20 protein-coding genes and 1 tRNA gene are annotated in these 22,551 nt (G+C 61.5%); 14 read left to right on the top strand and 7 right to left on the bottom strand.

The features are described from left to right. Window positions 1–58 precede the first annotated feature (58 nt). From scpA to alr, 4 genes are all read left to right on the top strand, one after another. Complete coding sequence (scpA, locus tag MU848_RS08525; protein ID WP_247231184.1) at window positions 59–2,212, top strand: methylmalonyl-CoA mutase; 2,154 nt, start codon at window positions 59–61, stop codon at window positions 2,210–2,212. Then, window positions 2,209–3,210: a biotin synthase BioB gene (gene bioB, locus MU848_RS08520; RefSeq protein ID WP_201513889.1), complete on the top strand. Its 1,002-nt coding sequence runs from the start codon at window positions 2,209–2,211 to the stop codon at window positions 3,208–3,210. The genes scpA and bioB overlap by 4 nt, the downstream gene beginning before the upstream one ends. Window positions 3,211–3,396: 186 nt before the next feature. Beyond that, window positions 3,397–5,382 (top strand): acetyl-CoA carboxylase biotin carboxylase subunit, encoded by a 1,986-nt coding sequence (locus tag MU848_RS08515; protein WP_201513891.1) that lies wholly within the window; start codon window positions 3,397–3,399, stop codon window positions 5,380–5,382. A 211-nt stretch (window positions 5,383–5,593) separates the two neighbouring features. After that, window positions 5,594–6,640, top strand: coding sequence for an alanine racemase (alr, locus tag MU848_RS08510; RefSeq protein WP_247231183.1), 1,047 nt, complete (start codon window positions 5,594–5,596; stop codon window positions 6,638–6,640). A 44-nt stretch (window positions 6,641–6,684) separates the two neighbouring features. On the opposite strand, the gene MU848_RS08505 is transcribed toward alr, so the two are convergent. Together MU848_RS08505 and MU848_RS08500 are read right to left on the bottom strand one after the other, a co-directional pair. Then, complete coding sequence (locus MU848_RS08505) at window positions 6,685–7,857, bottom strand: acetyl-CoA C-acetyltransferase (protein ID WP_247231182.1); 1,173 nt, start codon at window positions 7,855–7,857, stop codon at window positions 6,685–6,687. Window positions 7,858–7,902: 45 nt separating this feature from the next. Beyond that, window positions 7,903–8,991, bottom strand: a complete 1,089-nt coding sequence (locus tag MU848_RS08500; RefSeq protein ID WP_247231181.1) for an alpha/beta fold hydrolase — start codon at window positions 8,989–8,991, stop codon at window positions 7,903–7,905. Here MU848_RS08500 and phaR point away from each other — a divergent pair. Then, window positions 8,990–9,589: a polyhydroxyalkanoate synthesis repressor PhaR gene (phaR, locus tag MU848_RS08495; RefSeq protein WP_097091526.1), complete on the top strand. Its 600-nt coding sequence runs from the start codon at window positions 8,990–8,992 to the stop codon at window positions 9,587–9,589. The genes MU848_RS08500 and phaR overlap by 2 nt on opposite strands. 81 nt (window positions 9,590–9,670) lie before the next feature. Then, window positions 9,671–11,197 (top strand): proline--tRNA ligase, encoded by a 1,527-nt coding sequence (proS, locus tag MU848_RS08490; RefSeq protein ID WP_247231180.1) that lies wholly within the window; start codon window positions 9,671–9,673, stop codon window positions 11,195–11,197. A gap of 108 nt (window positions 11,198–11,305) precedes the next feature. Here proS and hslU read toward each other — a convergent pair whose 3' ends face one another. Together hslU and hslV are read right to left on the bottom strand one after the other, a co-directional pair. Continuing rightward, the gene (gene hslU, locus MU848_RS08485; protein WP_201513896.1) at window positions 11,306–12,607 is read right to left on the bottom strand and encodes an ATP-dependent protease ATPase subunit HslU; all 1,302 of its coding nucleotides are present in this window, start codon (window positions 12,605–12,607) and stop codon (window positions 11,306–11,308) included. Window positions 12,608–12,737: 130 nt separating this feature from the next. Further along, window positions 12,738–13,304: an ATP-dependent protease subunit HslV gene (gene hslV, locus MU848_RS08480; RefSeq protein ID WP_097091529.1), complete on the bottom strand. Its 567-nt coding sequence runs from the start codon at window positions 13,302–13,304 to the stop codon at window positions 12,738–12,740. Window positions 13,305–13,479: 175 nt separating this feature from the next. On the opposite strand from hslV, the gene MU848_RS08475 reads away from it, so the two are divergent. Continuing rightward, window positions 13,480–13,668, top strand: a complete 189-nt coding sequence (locus MU848_RS08475) for a hypothetical protein (protein ID WP_097091530.1) — start codon at window positions 13,480–13,482, stop codon at window positions 13,666–13,668. Between the two features lie 27 nt (window positions 13,669–13,695). Here the strand turns inward: MU848_RS08475 and MU848_RS08470 are convergent, their stop codons facing one another. Next, window positions 13,696–13,821 carry an entericidin A/B family lipoprotein gene (locus MU848_RS08470; RefSeq protein WP_097091531.1) on the bottom strand — a complete coding sequence of 42 codons (126 nt, stop codon included), beginning with the start codon at window positions 13,819–13,821 and terminating at the stop codon, window positions 13,696–13,698. A 136-nt stretch (window positions 13,822–13,957) separates the two neighbouring features. Between MU848_RS08470 and MU848_RS08465 the strand changes: the two genes are divergently transcribed. From MU848_RS08465 to MU848_RS08445, 5 genes are all read left to right on the top strand, one after another. After that, window positions 13,958–14,032: transfer RNA gene (locus MU848_RS08465), tRNA-Val, on the top strand. Between the two features lie 115 nt (window positions 14,033–14,147). Beyond that, window positions 14,148–16,382: a S9 family peptidase gene (locus tag MU848_RS08460; protein ID WP_247231179.1), complete on the top strand. Its 2,235-nt coding sequence runs from the start codon at window positions 14,148–14,150 to the stop codon at window positions 16,380–16,382. A gap of 98 nt (window positions 16,383–16,480) precedes the next feature. Then, complete coding sequence (locus MU848_RS08455; protein ID WP_247231178.1) at window positions 16,481–17,506, top strand: aspartate-semialdehyde dehydrogenase; 1,026 nt, start codon at window positions 16,481–16,483, stop codon at window positions 17,504–17,506. A gap of 9 nt (window positions 17,507–17,515) precedes the next feature. Next, window positions 17,516–18,220, top strand: a complete 705-nt coding sequence (locus tag MU848_RS08450; RefSeq protein WP_247231177.1) for a DUF2238 domain-containing protein — start codon at window positions 17,516–17,518, stop codon at window positions 18,218–18,220. Then, complete coding sequence (locus MU848_RS08445) at window positions 18,207–18,968, top strand: alpha/beta fold hydrolase (RefSeq protein WP_247231176.1); 762 nt, start codon at window positions 18,207–18,209, stop codon at window positions 18,966–18,968. The genes MU848_RS08450 and MU848_RS08445 overlap by 14 nt, the downstream gene beginning before the upstream one ends. Before the next feature lie 15 nt (window positions 18,969–18,983). On the opposite strand, the gene MU848_RS08440 is transcribed toward MU848_RS08445, so the two are convergent. Next, window positions 18,984–20,438 (bottom strand): AMP nucleosidase, encoded by a 1,455-nt coding sequence (locus MU848_RS08440; protein WP_247231175.1) that lies wholly within the window; start codon window positions 20,436–20,438, stop codon window positions 18,984–18,986. A gap of 80 nt (window positions 20,439–20,518) precedes the next feature. After that, a complete protein-coding gene (locus tag MU848_RS08435; protein WP_247231174.1) occupies window positions 20,519–21,001 on the bottom strand; it encodes a peroxiredoxin in 483 nt (160 codons plus the stop codon). A 136-nt stretch (window positions 21,002–21,137) separates the two neighbouring features. Here MU848_RS08435 and MU848_RS08430 point away from each other — a divergent pair, with 136 nt between their 5' ends. Next, window positions 21,138–21,698 carry a YqgE/AlgH family protein gene (locus MU848_RS08430; RefSeq protein WP_097091537.1) on the top strand — a complete coding sequence of 187 codons (561 nt, stop codon included), beginning with the start codon at window positions 21,138–21,140 and terminating at the stop codon, window positions 21,696–21,698. Window positions 21,699–21,882: 184 nt separating this feature from the next. After that, window positions 21,883–22,434 carry a hypothetical protein gene (locus tag MU848_RS08425; protein WP_247231173.1) on the top strand — a complete coding sequence of 184 codons (552 nt, stop codon included), beginning with the start codon at window positions 21,883–21,885 and terminating at the stop codon, window positions 22,432–22,434. The last annotated feature ends 117 nt before the right edge of the window (window positions 22,435–22,551 follow it).

Raw genomic sequence — 22,551 nt, 5'->3', positions numbered from 1 at the left:
GCCCCAAGTCTCGCTGCCTCTCCCGCCTGCGGGAGAGGATTTGGATGGGTAAGGACAGATGACCGACAAGCCGACGCTGGATCAGTGGGCCGCCGCCTCCGCCAAGGAGGTAAAGGGCAAGGACCTGAACTGGGAGACCCCGGAAGGGATCACCGTCAAGCCGCTCTATACGGCGGAGGACGTGACCGTCGATCCCGGCTTGCCGGGTTTTGCGCCGTTCACGCGCGGCGTGCGCGCTTCCATGTATGCGGGGCGCCCTTGGACCATCCGCCAATATGCGGGCTTTTCGACTGCCGAGGAGTCCAACGCCTTCTATCGCCGCAACCTGGCGGCGGGGCAGAAGGGGCTCAGCGTCGCCTTCGACCTTGCCACCCATCGCGGCTATGACAGCGATCATCCCCGCGTCGTCGGCGATGTCGGCAAGGCGGGCGTGGCGATCGACAGCGTCGAGGACATGAAGATCCTGTTCGATGGCATCCCGCTCGACCAGATGTCCGTGTCCATGACGATGAACGGCGCGGTGATCCCGATCCTGTCCTTCTTCATCGTTGCCGGCGAAGAGCAGGGCGTCGACCGCAAGCTGCTGGACGGAACCATTCAGAACGACATTCTGAAGGAGTTCATGGTCCGCAACACCTATATCTACCCGCCCGAACCGAGCATGCGGATCATCTCCGACATTTTCGGCTATACCAGCCGCGAGATGCCGAAGTTCAACAGCATCTCCATTTCCGGCTACCATATGCAGGAAGCTGGCGCGACGCAGGTGCAGGAACTGGCCTTCACCATCGCGGACGGTATCGAATATGTGAAATATGGCGTCGCGTCGGGGCTCGACATCGACAAGTTCGCGGGGCGTTTGAGCTTCTTCTTCGCGATCGGCATGAACTTCTTCATGGAAGTGGCGAAGCTGCGTGCCGCCCGCGTTCTGTGGCATCGCGCCATGACGAAGCTGGGCGCGCAGGACGAACGTAGCAAGATGCTGCGCACACACTGCCAGACTTCGGGCGTGTCGCTGACCGAGCAAGACCCCTATAACAACGTTATCCGCACCACCATCGAAGCGATGGCGGCGATGCTTGGCGGCACGCAGTCGCTGCACACCAACGCGCTGGATGAGGCGATTGCCCTCCCCACCGATTTTTCCGCACGTATCGCGCGCAACACGCAGATCGTGATCCAGGAAGAGACGGGGATGACGAAGGTCGTCGATCCTTTGGGCGGCAGCTATTATATCGAGGCGCTAACCCAGCAGCTGGTCAATGCCGCGCAGGAGATTATCGACCGCGTCGAGGGTGAGGGCGGTATGGCGAAGGCTGTGGCGGCAGGCTGGCCCAAGGCGATGATCGAGGAAGCGGCGGCTGCTCGCCAGGCGCGGGTCGATCGCGGTGAGGATGTCATCGTCGGCGTCAACAAATATCGCCTGGCGAACGAAGACCTGCTGGAAACGCTGGAGGTCGACAATAGCAAGGTGCGCGAGGCACAGATCGCCCGCATCAACAAGGTCAAGGCCGGGCGTGACGAGGCAAAGTGCCAGGCGGCGCTCCAGGCGCTGCGCGATGGTGCCGCGAAGCCGTCGAGCATCGATAACAACCTGCTCGCTCTGGCCGTGGAATGTGCCCGTGCGCGGGCCACGCTGGGGGAAATCTCCTCCGCGATGGAAGACAGCTTCGATCGCTATGGCACGGTCCCGACCCCGGTTAAGGGCGTCTATTCCAAACCTTATGCGCAGGACAGCCGCTGGAAACAGGTTCTTGACGGTGTGCAGGCCGTCGAGCGGCGCCTCGGCCGCAAGCCGAAACTACTCATCGCCAAGATGGGGCAGGACGGCCACGACCGGGGCGCCAACGTGATCGCGTCGGCTTTCGGGGACATGGGCTTTGACGTGGTATCGGGTCCGCTGTTCCAGACGCCTGAGGAGACCGTGGTGCTGGCGCTGGATAGCGGTGCCGATGTGGTCGGCGCCTCGTCGCTGGCCGCCGGGCACAAGACGCTCATCCCCGAGCTCATCAGGCAGCTTCGGGAAAAAGGCCGCAACGACATCAAGGTCATCGCGGGTGGCGTCATCCCGCCGCAGGACTATGACTATCTCCGTGACGCGGGCGTGCAGGGGATTTATGGACCCGGTTCCAATGTCGTGGAATGCGCCGCAGACGTGCTGCGCCTCCTCGGCCACAACATGCCCCCGGCGGGGCTGGAGGAAGCCGCTTGACCGAGATCACTCCTCGCACTGACTGGACTCGCGACGAAATCGGCGCGCTGTTCGACCTGCCCTTCAACGATTTGATGTTCGAGGCGCAGTCGATCCATCGCGCGAACTTTCCGCGCAATGAGGTCCAGCTATCGACCCTGCTGTCGATCAAGACCGGCGGTTGCCCGGAAGATTGCGGCTATTGCAGCCAGTCGACGGAAGCGGAAAGCGGCCTCAAAGCCACCAAGCTGATGGACGTCCAGGCTGTGCTGCAGGCGGCGGCGCAGGCCAAGGACCATGGTTCAGGCCGTTTCTGCATGGGCGCAGCGTGGCGCAATCCCAAGGAACGGGACATGCCCAAGCTCATCGAGATGGTGAAGGGCGTGCGCCAGATGGGCATGGAAACCTGCATGACGCTGGGCATGCTGTCATCCGATCAGGCAAAGCAACTCGCCGATGCGGGGCTCGATTATTATAATCACAACATCGATACCTCGCCGGAGAATTACGCGAACGTCATCACGACCCGGACATTCGAGGATCGCATCGAAACGCTGGAAAATGTGCGTTCGGCAGGGATCAATGTATGCTGCGGCGGAATCGTCGGCATGGGCGAGACGCGGAGTGACCGGATCGGTTTCCTTCACGCGCTGGCGACCATGCCGCATCCCGAAAGCGTGCCGATCAATGCGCTGGTGCCGGTGGCCGGAACCGTGCTGGGCGATATGCTGAAGGACACGCCGCTCGCGAAGATCGACGAGGTGGAGTTCGTGCGGACCGTCGCGGTGGCGCGGATCGTCATGCCGCAATCGATGGTGCGGCTTTCCGCCGGTCGCGAGAGCATGAGCGAGGCCTGTCAGGCGCTCTGCTTCATGGCGGGTGCGAACAGCATCTTTACCGGCGACAAACTGCTGACCGCGGCCAATGCCGGTGATGACAAGGATAGCGCGCTGCTTTCAAAGCTCGGGATGACGCCGATGATGGCGCAACCGCACGGGCATCTGGAGGCGGCGGAATAGTTTCCCCTCATACGTCATGCTGAACTTGTTTCAGCATCCATCGGGCCTCCGCAGTCTTCGGCGTGAGAGGCGAAATGGACCCTGAACCGTAGCTCGGCGTAAGCCAAACAAGTTCAGGGTGACGCCGAGGGACAGAGAAGGGTTAGCCCGAATGGGCAACACAATAGGACTGGGCAAGGACAGATAATGGCAATCACCAAGATCCTGATCGCGAACCGTGGCGAAATCGCGTGCCGCGTCATCCGCACCGCGCGGAAGATGGGCATCAAGACCGTTGCGGTCTATTCGGATGCGGACGCCCGTTCGCCCCACGTCCTGATGGCGGACGAGGCGGTTCACCTTGGCCCGCCGCCTGCCGCGCAGTCCTACCTGCTCGCGGACAAGATCATCGAAGCGTGCAAGCAGACCGGCGCTGACGCCGTGCACCCCGGCTACGGCTTTCTTTCGGAGCGCGAGAGCTTCCGCAAGGCGCTGGACGCCGAAGGCATCATCTTCGTTGGCCCACCCGCCAACGCGATTGCGGCCATGGGCGACAAGATCGAATCCAAGAAGCTGGCAAAGGAAGCAGGCGTCAACGTCGTTCCGGGCTATGTCGGCGTGATCGAAGACACTGAACATGCCGTCCGCATCTCCAACGAGATCGGCTATCCGGTGATGATGAAGGCGTCGGCTGGCGGTGGCGGCAAGGGCATGCGCCTTGCTTATTCGGAGCAGGACGTTCGCGAGGGCTTCGAAGCGACAAAGCGCGAAGGCCTGAACAGCTTTGGCGACGACCGCGTGTTTATCGAAAAGTTCATCGAAAGCCCGCGCCACATCGAAATCCAGATCCTGGGCGATCAGCACGGCAATATCCTTTATCTGAACGAACGCGAATGCTCGATCCAGCGCCGTCACCAGAAGGTGGTCGAAGAAGCGCCTTCGCCGTTCGTATCCCCTGAAATGCGCAAGAAGATGGGTGAGCAGTGCGTCGCTTTGGCCCGCGCGGTCGGCTATTTCAGCGCGGGTACGGTTGAACTGATCGTGTCGGGCGCGGACAAGACCGGCGACGGCTTCTACTTCCTGGAAATGAACACCCGCCTGCAGGTGGAGCATCCGGTAACGGAAGAAATCACCGGTCTCGACCTGGTCGAGCAGATGATCCGCGTCGCCAATGGCGAGGAACTGAGCTTCCGTCAGGAGGATGTGAAGATCAATGGCTGGGCGATCGAAAACCGCGTCTATGCAGAAGATCCCTATCGCGGCTTCCTGCCCTCCACTGGCCGCTTGATCCGCTACAATCCGCCGGAAGCCGTGGACGGCGTGCGCGTTGATGACGGCGTGGTCGAGGGCGGCGAAGTGTCGATGTTCTACGACCCGATGATCGCCAAGCTGATCACCTGGGCGCCGACCCGTCTGGAGGCGATCGACAAGCAAATCGCCGCGCTCGACCAGTTCGAGATCGAAGGGCCGGGCCACAATATCGATTTCGTGTCGGCGCTGATGCAGCATGAGCGTTTCCGTTCGGGCAACATCACCACCGGCTTCATCGCGGAGGAATATCCCGAAGGCTTCACTGGCGCTCCAGCTTCCGAAGCGCTCGTCAGGAAGCTGTCTGCGATCGGTGCGTTCGCTGCAATGGCACAGGCCGACCGCGCCCGTCGCATCGATGGCCAGCTTGGCAAGAAGCTGCGCGCTCCGACGGGCTGGCAGGTGAAGATCGGTGACGCGATCCATGATGTCGTGATCAGCGGCGACGATGTCACCGTCGATGGTGAAGCGATCGACATGGCACTGGAATATACGCCCGGTGATCGCCTGATCGAGGCCGAGTTTGGCGAGGAGTTGCTGGCGGTAAAGATCGCGCCGGTTCGCTCCGGCTTTGTCCTGACCGCTCATGGCGCCAGTCACAAACTGCGTATCCTGCCGGCCCATGCGGCGGTGCATGCCAAGCATATGATCGAAAAGATTCCGCCGGATCTGTCGCGCTTCCTGATCTGCCCGATGCCGGGCCTGCTCGTCTCCCTGAACGTCAAGGAAGGCGACAAGGTTGAGGCCGGTCAGCCCTTGGCCGTGATCGAAGCGATGAAGATGGAGAACATCTTGCGCGCGCAGAAAGCGGGTACGGTGAAGAGCGTGTCGGCGGCTCAGGGTGAGAGCCTGCCTGTGGACGCGATCATCCTGGAACTCGAATAGGGTTGGTGGTCATGGCGCGGCAGGGATGATTTCCTGTCGCGCCGTGTTGCCTTTTCCGCAAGCATTCAAAAGCCCGACAAAGCGGCGCGCGACATTATTGCGGATTAGGCGGTGAACGTCTGGCCGTCGACCGCCGAAGGCACGTCGGTCCGCTCGATGGCGGGTAGTTGAAACCTCGACGCTCGCAGATGATCCCGCTATCGCATCACCAATGACCACTTTTGCTGCTCCGCTTCGCCTCCGCCTCGACGGGGGTGCGCTCGTAAATAATTGGCGCTGGCTGCAACGGCGTAGCGGGACCGCAGCATGCGGGGCAGCGATCAAAGCGGATGGCTACGGTACAGGTGCTGTGCAGGTCATGCGCCGCCTCCTCGATGCGGGATGCCGCGACTTCTTCGTATCCAGTTGGACGGAAGCGGCTTCCCTTGAACATCTGTTGCAGGACGGGGTCAATCTGTCCGTCTTCCATGGCGTGCGTGTCGAGGACATGGGGAGGGCGCTTTCCTCAAAGGCCCGGCCGGTGCTCTGCACTGCGGATCAGATCGCGCGCTGGAAGTCCGCCAGCGGCGGCCTTTGTGATGTGATGGTCGATACGGGCATGAACCGGCTCGGGCTCGACCGGCGTAGCGATGTCGCTGCACAAATGAGCGGGCTGTCGGTCAGCACATTGCTCAGCCACTTGGCATCGGGCGACGAGGATACGGATCTTAGCACGCAGCAACTTGAGCGATTCAGCGACTTGCGCGCTCATGTTCCGGCGGGTCGCTATAGTCTCGCCAACAGCGCAGGCATTTGCCTGGGACAACCCTATGCATTTGATCTGACGCGTCCCGGGCTCGCGCTGTATGGCGGGATACCCCGGCCGGAGGCGTCAGAGGGAATCGCTCAAGTCGTCTTTCCGCAGGCGCAGGTGCTGCAACGGCGTTTCGTCCCTTCCGGAGACAGCATCGGCTATAACGCCACCCATCTTGCCAGGACGGACACGGAAATAGCCGTGCTGAACCTTGGCTATGCCGATGGTTATCTGCGCTGCTTCTCGGGACGTGGCGTGGTCAGCGCTGGAGAAACGCACTTGCCTGTCGTGGGCCGCGTGTCGATGGACCTGATCGCTGTGGACGTCTCCGCGATGCCGTCGGTCAAGGAGGGGGATTGGCTGGATATCGATTATGACTTGCCCGCCGCTTCCGCTCTATCGGGCCTGTCGCAATATGAGTTGCTGACGAGCCTTGGTCCCCGTTTCGATCGGGTCTGGTTCTAGGTGGCGACGCGCCGCCGGGGGTGAACCGGCGGCCTTATTTCAGTTCAACGTTCGATGCACATGGCGACGCCCATGCCGCCCCCGACGCACAGGGTTGCAAGTCCCTTCTTCGCATCGCGCTTCTGCATCTCATACAGCAGCGTGGTCAGCACCCGGGCGCCGGACGCACCCACCGGATGGCCGATGGCGATTGCGCCGCCATTCACATTGACCTTGCCGACGTCCCATCCCAGTTCCTGACCGACCGCCAGAGCCTGCGCAGCGAAGGCTTCATTGGCTTCGATCAGGTCGAGGTCGCCAAGTGACCAGCCCGCCTTGGCCAGAGCATAGCGGGTTGCCGGAGCGGGGCCGATGCCCATGATTGCGGGATCGACGCCGCAGGTCGCAAAGCTGGCGATGCGGCCCAGAATAGTGGCGCCGCGCTGAGCGGCATCGGCTGCGGTCATAAGGACCAGCGCGGCAGCACCGTCATTGATGCCACTGGCATTACCCGCAGTGACCGTGCCATCCTTCTTGAACGCGGGTCGCAAACTCTGCATCGCTTCGAGCGTCGCGCCAGCGCGGATATATTCGTCCGCATCGACGACAGTATCGCCCTTTCGTCCCTTCACAGTAACAGGAACGATTTCATCCTTGAACCGGCCGGACGCGCGCGCGGCTTCGGCCTTGTTCTGGCTGGCGACGGCAAACTCGTCCTGCGTCTCGCGGCTGATCTGATATTTCTCCGCCAGATTTTCCGCCGTGACGCCCATGTGATAATTGTTGAACGCGTCCGTCAGGCCATCATGCGTCATCGTGTCGATCAGCGAGATCGGGCCCATCTTCGCGCCAGCCCGCAGATATTGGGCGTGCGGGGCGAGCGACATGCTTTCCTGTCCGCCTGCCACCATGATCCGAGCGTCGCCCGCCTTGATCGCTTGTGCAGCCAGCGCCACGGCACGCAAACCCGATCCACACAGCTGGTTAAGGCCGATCGCCGTCCGCTCCACCGGAATGCCTGCGTTCACCGCAGCTTGACGCGCAGGGTTCTGACCCTGAGCGGCCGTCAGGATTTGGCCGAGGATCACCTCATCCACCTCTTCGGGCGCCACACCAGCCTGGCTCAGCGCCGCAACGATGGCGGTGCGTCCCAATTCATGTGCTGGCGTTGAGCCGAAGGCGCCCATGAAGCTGCCCACGGCAGTACGCTTGGCGGCGGTGATGACGATGTCTGACACAATCCTGATCCTTGATGAAAAGGGCGGTTCCGCGCCGCAATATCATCAACCCCCGTGCGTTGAAAGCCAAAGGGACAAGGGCTCCCAAAGCAGCTGGCGGGCGCTGCTGCCGACGATCATGCCGACATGGCCAAGTTGGAGGGTGAAGCCGTCCGCAAGGTCGGGTGCTGCGGTGGCGGGGACGATCCGGTCAGTGGCCGACCGGACGGAAAATGTGGGGCGTCCAAGGCGCGCCAGATCGATTTTCCTCCCATCGATCTGCCATTCGCCACGTCCTGTAACATTGCTTCCATAGAAGCTTTCGAACAATTCCTCTCCCGCCGCGAATGTCAGTGGCGGGCCGCCATTTGCCCAATCTTCGACCGCCAGAAATGCCCGCTCGGCCTCGGAGCCGGGCTCCATTCCAGCAAAAGCAGCATATTTGCGGATGGTGCGTGCTGGATCCATCGCCCAAAAACCCGATTGCAGAACCTCCATCGGCACATAGCCGAGACGCTCGCTTGTCGCCTTGGCGCCCCGCCAAAGCGACGCGATAAGGTCGCGATCGGCGTCGGGGAAGCCGTCGAACTGCCAAGGCGCAGCGATGGTGGCGACTGCTGCGACATCGGCCAGGGCCGCAGCGCCAAGCGCCAGGCTGCCGCCAAGGCAGTATCCTACCAAGATCGGCGGGCGGGGGAGTGACTTCAGCATCGGGATCAGGCGCTCGGTAACATGCTCTGCCAGGCCCAGCTTTGCATCCTCTGTGCCGGGACTGCCCCAATCGATGAGGTAAGCGTCGTGTCCTGCTGCAGCCATGTGGCGCAGCATGGATCGTCCCTTGGACAGGTCCAGCACCTGCGGAGGGTTGATAAGCGATGGTATGAAGATCACCGGCGCCTTGCCACTATCTGCGCCGTAACGCAGCAATCTGGCACTGCCTGCCGCAGCGAAGACCGACGGCGCGGGGGGCGACGGAGGCCTTTGGGCTTCCTGATATTTGCGCAACCCCTGAAAGGCCGCACGCCGCAAATCAGCATTGCCTTCCGTTTCACGCCATAAAATGTCGAGAAACAGTGGCAATGGTCGTGGGCCATGTTGCGGTGCGGCAACCCCTTGTGCTAATGCGGAAAGTGCAGGTGTGGGAGAGGAATCCATGGCCAAAACCAAGACCGCCAATGAATCAGAGCCGGTCATCATCAAGAAATATGCGAACAGGCGTCTCTATAACACGGAAACGTCGAGTTACATCACATTGGATTTGCTGTCGCAAATGACTCGTGAGGGGCGCGAGTTCGTGGTCGTGGACGCAAAAACGGGTGAGGACATCACGCATAATGTTCTGACGCAGATCATCATGGAGGAAGAGCAGCGGGGCAAGAACATGCTGCCGGTCAACTTCCTGCGGCAGCTGATCGCCATGTATGGCGATTCCATGCAGTCGATGGTCCCGCAATATCTGGAAGCGTCGATGGACGCGTTCCGGAAGAACCAGATGCAGTTCCAGGAAGCGATGAAGGGCGCCTTTGGCGGCGGTCCGCTCGCGGAGATCGCCAAGCGCAACATGCAGATGTTCGAAGCGGCCGCCAACGCATTCGGCAAGGTTCCCGGCATGCCCAACATGCCAGGTATGCCCGGTATGCCCGGTGCTGTCGCTCCCGCGCCAGCCGCTTCCGAAAGCAGCAAGGACGATGAGATCGCGGATCTGAAGGCGCAGCTCTCCGCGCTCAATGCGAAGATCGACAAGCTGGGCTGAGCAGCGCGTTCGGGGTCGACGGGACGGCGCGCTTGCCTTATGGCGCGCCATCCTTTCAAGTCGAAGAACAAGGCCTGACCCGTGAAGCACGCCCTTTCCGTTACCCGTGAACAGGATTTCGCCGCCTGGTATCAGGCCGTTATTTCCGAAGCCGACATGGCCGAGGAAAGCGGCGTGCGCGGCAGCATGGTCATACGGCCTTGGGGCTATGGCATCTGGGAACGCATCCAAAAGCTGCTCGACGAGCGGATCAAGGCGACCGGCCACGAAAACTGCTATTTCCCGCTCTTCATCCCGCTTTCCTATTTCGAAAAGGAAGCGGAGCATGTGGACGGCTTCGCCAAGGAAATGGCGGTCGTCACGCATCACCGCCTGATCCAGAAGGACGGCAAGCTGGTGCCCGATCCGGAGGCGAAGCTGGAGGAGCCGCTGGTGGTTCGTCCGACGTCCGAAACGGTGATCGGCGCCGCCTTCTCGCGCTGGGTGCAAAGCTGGCGCGACTTGCCGGTGCTGATCAACCAATGGGCTAATGTGGTCCGCTGGGAAATGCGCACCCGCATGTTCCTGCGCACCGCCGAGTTCCTCTGGCAGGAAGGGCATACGGCGCACGCCACCGTCGATGAGGCGATGGAAGAGACGATGAAGATGCTGGAGGTCTATCGCAGCTTCGCGGAGGAATGCGTCGCATTGCCCGTGGTCGCTGGCGAGAAGCCGGAGAATGAACGTTTCCCCGGCGCCGTTGCGACCTATTCGATCGAAGCGATGATGCAGGACGGCAAGGCGCTTCAGGCTGGCACGTCGCACTTCCTCGGAACGACTTTCTCTCAGGCGCAGAGCATCAAGTTCCAGAATGCGGAAGGGCAACAGGAACTGGCGCAGACGACCAGCTGGGGCATGTCGACCCGCATGATCGGCGGTCTCATCATGGTGCATGGCGACGATGACGGGTTGCGCGTGCCCCCGCGCCTCGCGCCTTATCAGGTGGTGGTGGTGCCAATGCTGCGCGACAATGACGAGGATGCTGCGATCCTCGATTATTGCGGCGATCTGGTCGCAGCGTTGAACAAGCAAGATGTATTCCGCGAGCCTGTCCGCGCGCTTCTGGACAAGCGGCCTGCCAAGGCAGCGAACAAGCGCTGGGGCTGGGTCAAGAAGGGCGCGCCGATCGTGATCGAAGTGGGCGGCCGTGATGTTGCGGGCGGCAATGTATCAGTGCTGCGCCGCGACCGGCTGTATCGTGAGGATGGCAAGCTCGATAGCCAGATCGTTGCGAAAGGCGACTTCCTGGGCGCAGCGACCGGAATGCTGGAGGATATTCAGCAGGCGCTGTTCGTGGATGCTCAGGCGCGGCTGCACGGGAACATCGATAAGTCGATCACATCCCTGGATGCGCTCAAAGCCTATTTTGCCGCGAGCAAGAAGCAGGGATGGGCGCTGGTGCAATGGGCCAAGCCCACGGGTCCGGCTCTCGACAAGGTGATCGAGTGGCTGAAGGGCGAGAAGCTTACGCTGCGCAACGTTCCGCTGGATGCGGAAGCGGCTGACGGGGCTTGCGTCTTCACCGGTGACAAGGCGGTGGAGCGAGTGCTCGTGGGGCGCAGCTACTAATCAATCGTCCCTCCCGTAGCCGGGAGGGATGACCGGCTGGGGCCTCTGAAGGAGGCTCGCTACGCTCGCGCCCACCCCCGGCCCCTACCGCTAGCGGGAGGGGAGCAGTTACAGCACATATTTGCTGAGGTCGGTGTTGCGCGCCACGTCGTTCAGCTGCTTCCCTACATAGGCCGCGTCGATCACCAGCGTCTCGCCCTGGCGGTCCTCGGCGTCGAAGCTCACATCTTCCAGCAGCTTTTCCATCACGGTCTGCAAACGGCGGGCACCGATATTTTCGACCTCGCTGTTCACTTCCGCAGCGATCTTCGCCACCGCACGGATGCCGTCGGCCGTAAGGTCGATCGTCACGCCCTCGGTCGCCAGCAGCGCGCGATATTGCGCAACAAGGCTGGCCTTGGTGTCCGACAGGATGGAAACGAAATCATCTTCCGTCAGCGCCTTCAATTCAACACGGATAGGCAGGCGGCCCTGAAGCTCCGGCAGCAGGTCACTGGGTTTCGCCACATGAAACGCGCCCGATGCAATGAACAGGATGTGGTCCGTCTTCAGCGGCCCATATTTGGTCGACACCGTGGTGCCCTCGATCAACGGCAAGAGGTCGCGCTGCACGCCCTCGCGGCTCACTGACCCGCCGCGCACGTCGCTAACGGCGATCTTGTCGATCTCATCCAGGAAGACGATCCCATTCTGCTCAGCACTGACAATCGCCACGCGGGCGACATCGTCCTGATCCAGCCGCTTGTCCTGTTCTTCCTCGACCAGCTTGTCCCATGCATCGGCGACGCGCAGCTTGCGGCGCTTCTTCTGGGTCTGACCGAATGCCTTGGACATCATGTCGCTTAGGTTGATCATGCCGACCTGGCCGCCCATGCCGGGTATTTCCATCGGCATGGAAGGGCTGTCGGCGACTTCCACCTCGACCTCGACATCGTTCATCTGGTCGTTCTCGATCCGCTGGCGGAAGGAGAGGCGGGTCGCTTCGCTCGCTTCCTTGCCGGTGAGGGCGTCGAGCAGGCGGTTCATCGCGGCCTCCGACGCAGCTTCCCGCACGGCTTCGCGGCGGCGATCCTTTTCCAGGCGCACCGCTTCCTCAACCAGATCGCGAACGATCTGCTCCACGTCGCGGCCGACATAGCCGACTTCGGTGAACTTCGTCGCTTCGACCTTCACAAACGGCGCGTCCGCCAGCTTGGCGAGGCGGCGGCTGATCTCGGTCTTGCCGCAGCCGGTGGGGCCGATCATGAGGATGTTCTTGGGCGTCACCTCGTCACGCAGGTCGGGCGACAGGCGCTGCCGGCGCCAGCGGTTGCGCAGGGCGACAGCGACGGCGCGCTTGGCGTCGGCCTGGCCGATGATGTGCGCATCGAGAGCGGAAACAATGGCCTTGGGTGTCAGATTGTCGTTCATCTTCTTCTCACTCCCCTCCCGTAAGCGGGAGGGGCCGGGGGTGGGCGATTGCGAAAGCAATCGGCTTCAACTTTTCGGGATAGGGGGAACGCCCACCCCAACCCCTCCCGCTTGCGGGAGGGGCTTCACATCATGTCACGCTCGCCAGTTCCTCGACCACCAGCTGGTCATTGGTATAGACGCAGATGTCAGCCGCCACGGCCATCGCCTTGCGTGCGAGGGTCTCTGCATCTTCCTCATATTCAACAAGAGCGCGGGCTGCTGCGAGCGCGAAATTGCCGCCTGACCCGATGGCCGCCACGCCGCCGATCGGTTCCAGTACGTCGCCATTGCCGGTCAGGATCAGCGTGACTTCCTTGTCCGCGACGATCATCATCGCTTCCAGATTGCGGAGATATTTATCGGTCCGCCAATCCTTTGCCAGCTCGACTGCCGCGCGCATGAGCTGCCCATTATGGCGCTCCAATTTCGCTTCAAGCCGCTCAAACAAGGTAAAGGCGTCAGCCGTCGCTCCCGCAAATCCGCCGATGACAGAACCGTCGTGCAAGCGGCGAACCTTGCGCGCGTTGGGCTTCATCACCGTTTGACCCATGGAAACCTGGCCGTCCCCAGCCACGATGACCTTTCCATTTTTTCGCACGGACATGATGGTGGTGCCATGCCAGACCGGCATGCTGCTTGAGCGTTGGTCGTTCATGGCGCGGCATATGGGATCGAATGGGCTACCGCGCAAGCATAGTAGCCGGAGGCGCTGGTCCGTGTCATTTTCTGGACGGATTTATGACAATCGGTTCAGGAACCAATCCCGTTCAATTGACTTTGTGCAGAGCCGCAAAGATCATGTCCGGACGGTGAATGGAAGGAAATTTCGCATGTCTCTAAAGGCCAGAGCGCGGGAGAAGGTCGAACGAGCGGGGATTTCCAACTATATGTTCGACCATGACATTCTGGTGATGTGCGGCGTGCGCTACACCATCGCAGCTTGCGATTGTGGCGAGCCGGATTGCGACGGCGTCAAGCTGGAAAGAAGCGCGGCCATGGTGGGCCGCGTCCTTCAATAATCTTCGGCAAGGGAAGGCCGCCTGGTCCTACATCGCCCTTTCACCGGCCCGGCCGACCGATTCAATGTCGCGGCCAACGCCCTTGACCGTGTTGCATGCCGCCAATGAGGTGAGAAGGAGCCCTGTGATCATGAGGGCAATGGTCTGACGCATCGATAGTCGCTCCCTTTATTGTTCCAGCTACTAAAATCTGATGCCGAAAAGGCAATATGCGCAATTTGCGCCTCTCTGCGATGGCTGTCTTGACAGGAGCGTTGGCCGATGCCAATGGCCGCATCCTCCTTATCAGGGGCGCGTAGCTCAGCGGTAGAGCACACCCTTCACACGGGTGGGGTCACAGGTTCAATCCCTGTCGCGCCCACCATGATCTACCTAGGTCATGGTGAGAAATATTATGTCCCTACATTGATCTTTTCGTCCGCTCCGCGTTAACTCGCGGCGGTATATTCGGCCGCCTTGGCCGAGGCGAAAGGATAAGGATGTCCTCTTTGTTGAAGGGCAGCGCAGCCGTTTTGGTATTGCTTGCAAGCGCTGCGGTTCCGGCGTCGGCAAAACGGCAACTGACGCTGGAGCGTGTCTTCGCAAATCCAGACCTTTCCGGCTCTCAGCCGCGAGCATTGAAGCTCTCCCCGGATGGCAAGCTTGTCACTCTACTCAAGCCTCGCACGGACGAGAAGGAACGGCTGGACCTCTGGGCCATTGACAGCGCGACCGGGGCGGAGCGCATGCTGGTGGATTCAAGGAAGACCGGCAGCGGCGCGGAGCTTTCCGAAGCGGAAAAGATGCAGCGCGAGCGGGACCGCTCCATCGCTGGCAGCACCGGGATCGCGAGCTATGACTGGGCTCCCGATGGCAAGAGCATCCTCGTCCCGGTTGATGGCGACCTTTACCTCGCGTCGCTCGATGGCCAGGTCACACGTCTCACCAACAGTCCGGCCAGTGAACTGAACGGCGTCGTCAGTCCCAAGGGGGGCTTCGTCTCCTTCGTGCGGGACGGCAACCTGTTCGTCCAGCCGATCGGCGGGCAGGAACGGCAGGTGACGCAGGGCGCCAGCGGAACGGTCAGCTGGGGTGTGGCCGAGTTCGTGGCACAGGAGGAAATGGATCGGAGGACCGGCTATTGGTGGTCGCCGGACGATCAGTTGATAGCGGTCGCGCGCGTGGATGAAGGCCCGGTCGGCATCGTCACCCGGACGGCGATCGGTGGCGAGGGCACGAAGGTCTATCAGCAACGCTATCCTGCGGCAGGCACGCCCAATGCGCTGGTCGATCTCTATGTCATGCGGCCGGATGGCCGTGGGCAAGTGAAGGTCGACCTGGGCGACGACAGCGACATCTATCTCGCACGGGTCGATTGGTCGAAAGACGGCCGGACACTCTATGTCCAGCGGCAGAGCCGTGACCAGAAGCGGCTCGATCTGCTGGCGGTCGATCCAGCGACGGGCAAATCGAGGATCGTCCTCACCGAACGCGCGAAAAGTTGGATCGACCTAAGCAACAATTTCAGGCCGCTGAGCGACGGTAGCGTCCTGTGGTGGTCGGAGAAAAGCGGGCATGGTCATCTCTATCATGTCCGCGGCGGTAAGTGGGCAGCCCTCACCAGCGGTGCCTGGGAAGTGCGAGACGTGGTCGCGGTGGATGAGCGGCAAGGCGCCGTCTATTTTACCGGTAATCGCGAAACGCCTTTGGAGCAGCAGCTTTACGCCGCTTCCCTGTCAGGCAAAGGCGCGTTGCGGCAGTTGACCGGCGATGGCTGGTGGAACGATGCGGTGATGGACGGCGGCGCGACGCATCTTGTCATCTCCCGCAGCAACACGGACCAGCCCAAACAGGTCTATCTTGCCGACAGCAATGGCAAGCAGATCCGCTGGCTGTCCGAGAATGTCCTGACAGGGGATCACCCCTACGCCCCTTACCTCGCCAGTCATGCGAAGACGCGTTTTGGCACGATCAAGGCGGCGGACGGGTCAACCCTCCACACCCGGATCATGACGCCACCGCTGGAGCCGGGCAAGCGATACCCTGTATTCATGCTTCACTATGGTGGACCGGGAGCGGGGCGGGTCGTCACCAATCAATGGGGATCGCCCATCTACCAATATCTGGTGGACCGTGGCTGGATCGTCTTCGCGATCGATAACCGAGGGACGCCGGAGCGCGGCAAGGCGTTCGAGGATCAGCTGTACCGCGCCATGGGGACGGTGGAGATCGACGACCAGCTGAAGGGCGTCGAATGGCTGAAAGCGCAGCCCTATGTCGATCCGAAGCGGATCGCTACCTATGGCTGGTCCTATGGCGGCTATTTGTCGGTCAAGCTTTTAGAAAAGGCGCCCGGGCTCTTCTCGGCTGCAATTGCGGGTGCACCTGTGACCCGCTGGGAGCTTTACGACACCCATTATACCGAGCGCTACCTGGGCAAGCCGCAGGACCGGCCAAGCGCCTATCCGGCATCAGGAGCGGTCGAGGATGCCATCAGGATCAAGGACCCGATGTTGCTGATCCATGGCATGTCGGACGACAATGTCGTGTTCGACAACGCCACCGCCTTGATGGCCCGGATGCAGAGCGCCGCTATCCCCTTCGAGATGATGGTCTATCCCGGCCAGACGCATCGCGTCGGTGGCCCCGGCATCAGCGTCCACCTGTGGCGCACGATCGAGGATTTCCTCCGCCGCAATGGAACCGCACCTGAAGAACCGCAGCCGGACAAATAAAGGCTATCGGCGCCCAAAGCTCCTTCATGCTGGACAATTGGCGGGACAACGCTATGGCGCGCCCTTGCGCAATTTTGCATGGAGCGGAGTCTTTAGTCATGGGTTACAAGGTCGTCGTCGTTGGTGCCACGGGCAATGTGGGCCGCGAAATGCTGACCATTCTCGCCGAGCGCGAGTTCCCGATTGACGAGATCGCGGCGGTCGCATCGTCTCGGTCGCAGGGCACCGAAATCGATTTCGGTGACACCGGCAAGACGCTCAAATGCCAGAATATCCAGCATTTCGATTTCACCGGCTGGGACATCGCCCTGTTCGCCGCGGGCTCTGGCCCGACGGCTGAATATGCGCCCAAGGCGGCAGCCGCTGGCTGCGTGGTGATCGACAATAGCTCGCTCTACCGCATGGACCCGGACGTGCCGTTGATCGTGCCCGAAGTGAACCCGGACGCCATCGACGGCTATACGAAGAAGAACATCATCGCGAACCCGAACTGCTCGACCGCGCAGATGGTCGTTGCGCTCAAGCCCCTGCACGACGCCGCGAAGATCAAGCGCGTGGTCGTCGCGACCTACCAGTCCGTATCAGGCGCGGGCAAGGAAGGCATGGACGAGCTGTTCGAACAGTCGCGCAACATCTTCGTCGGCGATCCGGCCGAGCCCAAGAAGTTCACCAAGCAGATCGCCTTCAACGTGATCCCGCACATCGACGTTTTCCTGGAGGATGGCTCCACCAAGGAAGAGTGGAAGATGGTCGCGGAAACCAAGAAGATCCTCGATCCCAAGGTGAAAGTCACGGCGACCTGCGTGCGCGTGCCCGTGTTCGTCGGCCATTCCGAAGCGCTGAACATCGAGTTCGAAAACGAGATTTCGGCCAAGGAAGCACAGGACATCCTGCGGGAAGCGCCTGGCGTGATGCTCGTCGACAAGCGGGAGGATGGCGGATACGTCACGCCGGTCGAGTGCGTGGGTGACTATGCGACCTTCGTCAGCCGCGTTCGCGAGGACTCGACCATCGACAATGGCCTCTCGCTCTGGTGCGTAAGCGACAATCTGCGCAAGGGTGCAGCGCTCAACGCCGTTCAGATCGCCGAACTACTGGGCCGCCGTCACCTGAAGAAGGGCTGAGGCCAACTGATGACGTCCGGCGCTGCCGCTATTTGGAAAAGCCTTCCGATAGCGCAGCGCCGGATGATCCTGCTGCTGGTCGGCGCCGTCGCCGCCGCCCAGATCAATCAGCCATTTCCCGAACTCGCACCATTACAGCATGGCCCGACCATGGCCCTTGCGCTCGCCGCGCCATGGCTCTTGCGTCGCTGGCCGATGACGAACGGGGCAGTCGCCTGCATTTTCCTGTTCCTGCTCCTGCACACATTGGGCGGGCGCTACATCTATTCCTATGTGCCTTATGACGATTGGGCGCTTGGCCTGACCGGCCATGATCTTTCGAGTACATTCGGGTGGCGGCGTAATGGCTATGACCGGCTTGTCCATTTCGCCTTCGGGCTGCTGCTCACCTATCCATTGGCACAGATTGCAAGGCGACAGGGCGGCATGGCTGTTGGCTGGAGCCTCGCTTTCAGTTTCGTCACCATCGGCTTCATCAGTGCGCTTTACGAAAGCTTCGAATGGCTGCTGACGCTGGTGGCCGAAGGAGAAACGGCTGACTGGTATAACGGCCAGCAAGGCGACGTCTGGGATCCGCAAAAGGATATGGCTGCCGCTCAGGCAGGAGCATTCATCGCGCTGATGATATTGAGCCTGCGCCGGCATCGACAAGGCGACGCCAAGTCCATATCGAGCATCGCCACACAGCAAGAGAATGATGATGACCGACCTTGAACTGAAGAAAGTGGAAGTCGAAGGGCTCGGCGGTCTTCCCATCGCCGTGCATATTGCCGGGGAGGGGCGCGATCTTGTCCTCATCCACGGCTATTTCTCCAACGCTTGGACCAACTGGGTGCGTTACGGCCATGCCGCGCGGCTTGTGGAGGCGGGTTTCCGATTGATCATGCCGGACCTGCGCGGGCATGGCGAAAGCGGCAAACCACATGATCCTGCCGCCTATCCGCCAGATGCCCTGACGGAGGACAATCTGGCTGTCATCGACCAGCTTGGCCTCACTGATTATGATCTAGGCGGCTATTCGCTCGGCGCGCGGACCACGGTGCGGATGCTGGCGCGAGGCGCGACCCCGCGCCGGGTGATCCTTGCCGGCATGGGCCTGCGTGGACTGGTCAACACGCTCGACAAGGGCGGCTATTATCGCAATGTTCTCACCAATCTCGGCACGTTCGAGCGCGGCACGTCCGAATGGATGACCGAAGCCTTCCTGAAGACGACGAAGGGCGATCCAGTCGCGTTGCTGCATATCCTGAACACCTTCGTGGACACGTCGGCCGAGACGATCGCGACCTTTACGCAGCCCACCGAAGTCATCTGCGGCGTCGATGATCAGGATAACGGCATTGCACAGGAACTCGTCGATACGCTTCCTAACGCTCGTTACGTCGAGATACCGGGCAATCACATGGCTGCGGTCACGAAGAAGGAACTGGGACAGGCAATGGAGGAGTTCCTGACCTCCTGACCGACCGCCAACCGATCACCGGAATGGCGGCTCGTTGAACGCCCGCAACTTGCGGCTGTGCAGTTTGGGCCCTTCCTGCCGCAGCAGTTCGCACGTCATCAGGCCGATCCTTAAATGCCCGGCGATCGCTTCCTCATAGAAGCGGTTCGCCTGGCCCGGCAACTTCAACTCGCCGTGGATCGGCTTGTCCGACACGCAGAGCAATGTTCCGTAAGGAACACGGAAGCGATAGCCCTGAGCCGCGATGGTCGCGGACTCCATGTCGATCCCCACTGCGCGCGACAGGCTGAAGCGCAGCGCCGAGCTGGAATAGCGCAGTTCCCAGTTTCGGTCGTCCGTAGTCACCACGGTTCCGGTCCGCAGCCTGCGCTTGAAATCCTCGCCGCCACTGCCGCCGAGCACGGCTTCTGCGGACCTGGCCAGGGCGACCTGAACCTCGGCGATCGCTGGCACCGGAATTTCCGGCGGCAGCATCTCGTCCAGCACCTTGTCGTCGCGCAGATAGGCATGGGCGAGGACATAGTCGCCGATCCGCTGGCTGGGGCGCAGTCCGCCGCAATGGCCGATCATCAACCAGGCTTCCGGCCGCAGCACTGCCAGATGGTCGCAGATCGTCTTCGCATTTGCCGGGCCGACGCCGATATTGACCAGCGTGATGCCGCTGCGATTGGGCGCGATCAGGTGATAGGCGGGCATCTGATGCTTGCGCCAGGCACTGTCCGCAATCATCCGCGCGGGATCGGCGGTCTCCCGCGTTACATAAACCCCGCCCGCGCCAGAGAGCGCAGTATAGGGCGTGCCGTCCCGCTGAAGCTCGGCGCAGGCCCATGCCACGAACTCATCGACATAGCGGTGATAATTGGTGAACAGAATGTAGCGTTGGATATGCTCCGGTGGCGTTCCGGTATAATGTTTGAGCCGCGCGAGCGAGAAATCGGTGCGCAGCCCATCGAACAGCGCTAGCGGCCTTTGCCCCATCGCGTCCGGGGTGAACAGGCCATCGGCAATCTCATCCCCGATCTCCGCCAGTTCAGTGGCGGGGAAGTGCCGCGCCAGTTCCGTCGGAGGCGTCCCGTCCAGGGCGCTGATGTCCAGCCCATCCAGCACATAGGGGAATGGGATCAGTTGATGGCTGAGAGCGGTCTCCACCTCGACCCCATAGTCGCGCACCAGCAGGTCGATCTGCTCGGCCAGATAATCGCCGAACATCTCCGGCCGGGTTACTGTCGTGACGTAGAGGCCGGGCTTGGACAGGCGGGCAAAGGACCGCCCGGGCGGCGGCGCATCGGTTTCGGCATGATGGGTGATGCGCAGTTCGGGATAGCAGAAACGCCGGTCGGTTTTTGCTTCGGGCGGAGGCACGCTGCCATCGCGGGCATAGGCCTGCATGGCGTCGCGCAGGTTGCCGATCGAGCTCTGATAGATTCGGTCGAGTTGCGCGACCGCTGCGCTGCCGATGCTTTTCGTCATCGAACCTTGCTACCGCACTAATGTGACGGTGGGAAGGCGGGCTGCCGCGCGACCAGATCATCGTCGCGCGGCAGCCAAGGTCAAAGCTGCTCCAGCAGATGATCGGCCGAGGAAAGCTTGAACTCGCCGGGCGCCTCGACATTCAGTTCCGTCACCACGCCATCCTTGACGATCATGGAAAAGCGTTGGCCCCGCGTACCCATGCCGAACTTGCTGCCGTCCATCGTCAGGCCCGCTGCCTTGACGAAGTCGCCATTGCCATCCGCCAGCATGGTCACCTTATCCTCGGCTCCTGCTGACTTGCCCCAAGCGCCCATGACGAACGCATCATTGACGGCGGTGCAGGCGATCTCGTCCACGCCCTTTTGCTTCAGCGCATCTGCCTTTTCCACAAAGCCGGGCAGATGCTTGGCCGAGCAGGTCGGCGTGAAGGCGCCCGGAACGGAGAAGAGTGCTACCGTCCGGCCTTTGAAAAATTCGTCGGAAGACACCTGCTCGGGCCCATTTTCCGTCATCTTGGCAAAGGTGGTGGCGGGGATGCGATCCCCTTTAGCGATGGTCATATCCTGTCTCCTGCCGTTGATGGAGCGGGAGGTCGGCGCTTGCAGGTCCTGTGTCAAGGCTCCCAACGTGCCGCATCGCCCCCGATGAGCGACAGCCTGCCATTGGAAAAGCTGGCGGGCAGCGTATATTCATCTCATGGATCAGCTTCGCTCCTATGCCGGCCAGTTCCTGCTCGCTCTGCCGGGTATGGAAGACATGCGCTTCGATCATTCGGTGATCGCCATTTGCGTCCATGATGAAAATGGCGCCCTAGGCATCGCGGTCGGCGATGAGATCGAGGGGGTGGGCCTGCATGAGCTTCTCGAAAGCTTCGACATCGACCCTGCCAATGTCCCCGACATGCCGGTGCTAAGAGGCGGGCCGGTCGAGCCGCGCCGTGGATTTGTTCTGCATTCCCTGGACTGGAAGGGGCATGACATGGTCGAGGTAGGTGCCGACTGGGGGCTCTCCGGATCGCTCGAGATATTGAAGGCGATCGCCGAAGGGACCGGTCCCAGCCGTTATATCGTCGCGCTTGGCTATGCGGGATGGGGCGCCGGGCAGCTGGACCAGGAAATGACCGGCGAAAGCTGGTTTCCGGCAACCTGCAGCGCGGACATATTGTTTGACGTTCCGGCTGAGAAGAAATGGGCGGCCGCCTATGCCGCAGCCGGAGTCGATGCGTCTCATCTGGTAAGCGGCGCTGGTTCGGCCTGAGCACGCCTAAAGATCCCAGGAATATTTTTCCGGTTCAGCTGCGAAACGATGGCGCGGAACGGGGCTTGTTTCTGCATCGAAACTGAACAGTTCCAGGTAAATTCCCGGTAACTGCCTTCATTTACAATGCGGCAAGCGCGCAGGCGCACCTTCATCCTCGGGAATTTGCTCGGGGGTTCAAGTCATGAAGAAGTTTGTCGCGGCAGTGATTGCCGCAGCGATGCCGCTCGCGCCCGCCAGCGCCGCGCCTTGCTGGAAGAAGGTTGCGGTAGAGGCGGCGCAGATCCGGGATTTCGAAATGATGCTGATGGTGTCGGCACTGCGTTGCCGCTCCACCGGCAGCAACTTCCTGGCTGACTATAATCGCTTCATCAGGGAAAAGCGTGACGCGCTGACGCAGGTCAATGATGAGCTTCGCGAACATTTCCGTTCCGTTGCTGGACCGATTGGCGCGCTTGGGGCCTACGACAATTATGTGACCAGTCTTGCCAATGTCTATGGCGCTGGAGCGGAAGGGCTCGCCTGTCGCGACCTTCAGTCGATCACCGATGCGGCCAATGCGCTCCCCGCCACTCGCGCGGCGCTGCTTGAGCTGTCGGATGCTGCCGGTACTACGCCGCATCTTTCGGGCGCGCGCTGCGATGTCGTCATGGCGATCGCCGGCCAGGAAGCGGAGCAATCCGCCGACGACTTCGAGACGAGGGTCGCGGTTGCCTCTCGCAGCGGCGAAGAGTGACATAAAGAAAACTTTATATTGAGTTGCCATCAGTGGCGGCGATTGGTAAAGCGCAGGCCATCGCCGCCGTCTCGTCATGCGAGCGGCTCCGGCACATTCTAAACCGATGGAGACACT

The organism is Sphingobium agri, from assembly GCF_023051225.1.
GTDB lineage: Bacteria > Pseudomonadota > Alphaproteobacteria > Sphingomonadales > Sphingomonadaceae > Sphingobium > Sphingobium agri.
Note: the sequence above shows the minus strand (reverse complement) of the source record. Positions and strands in the feature narration are given on the sequence as shown.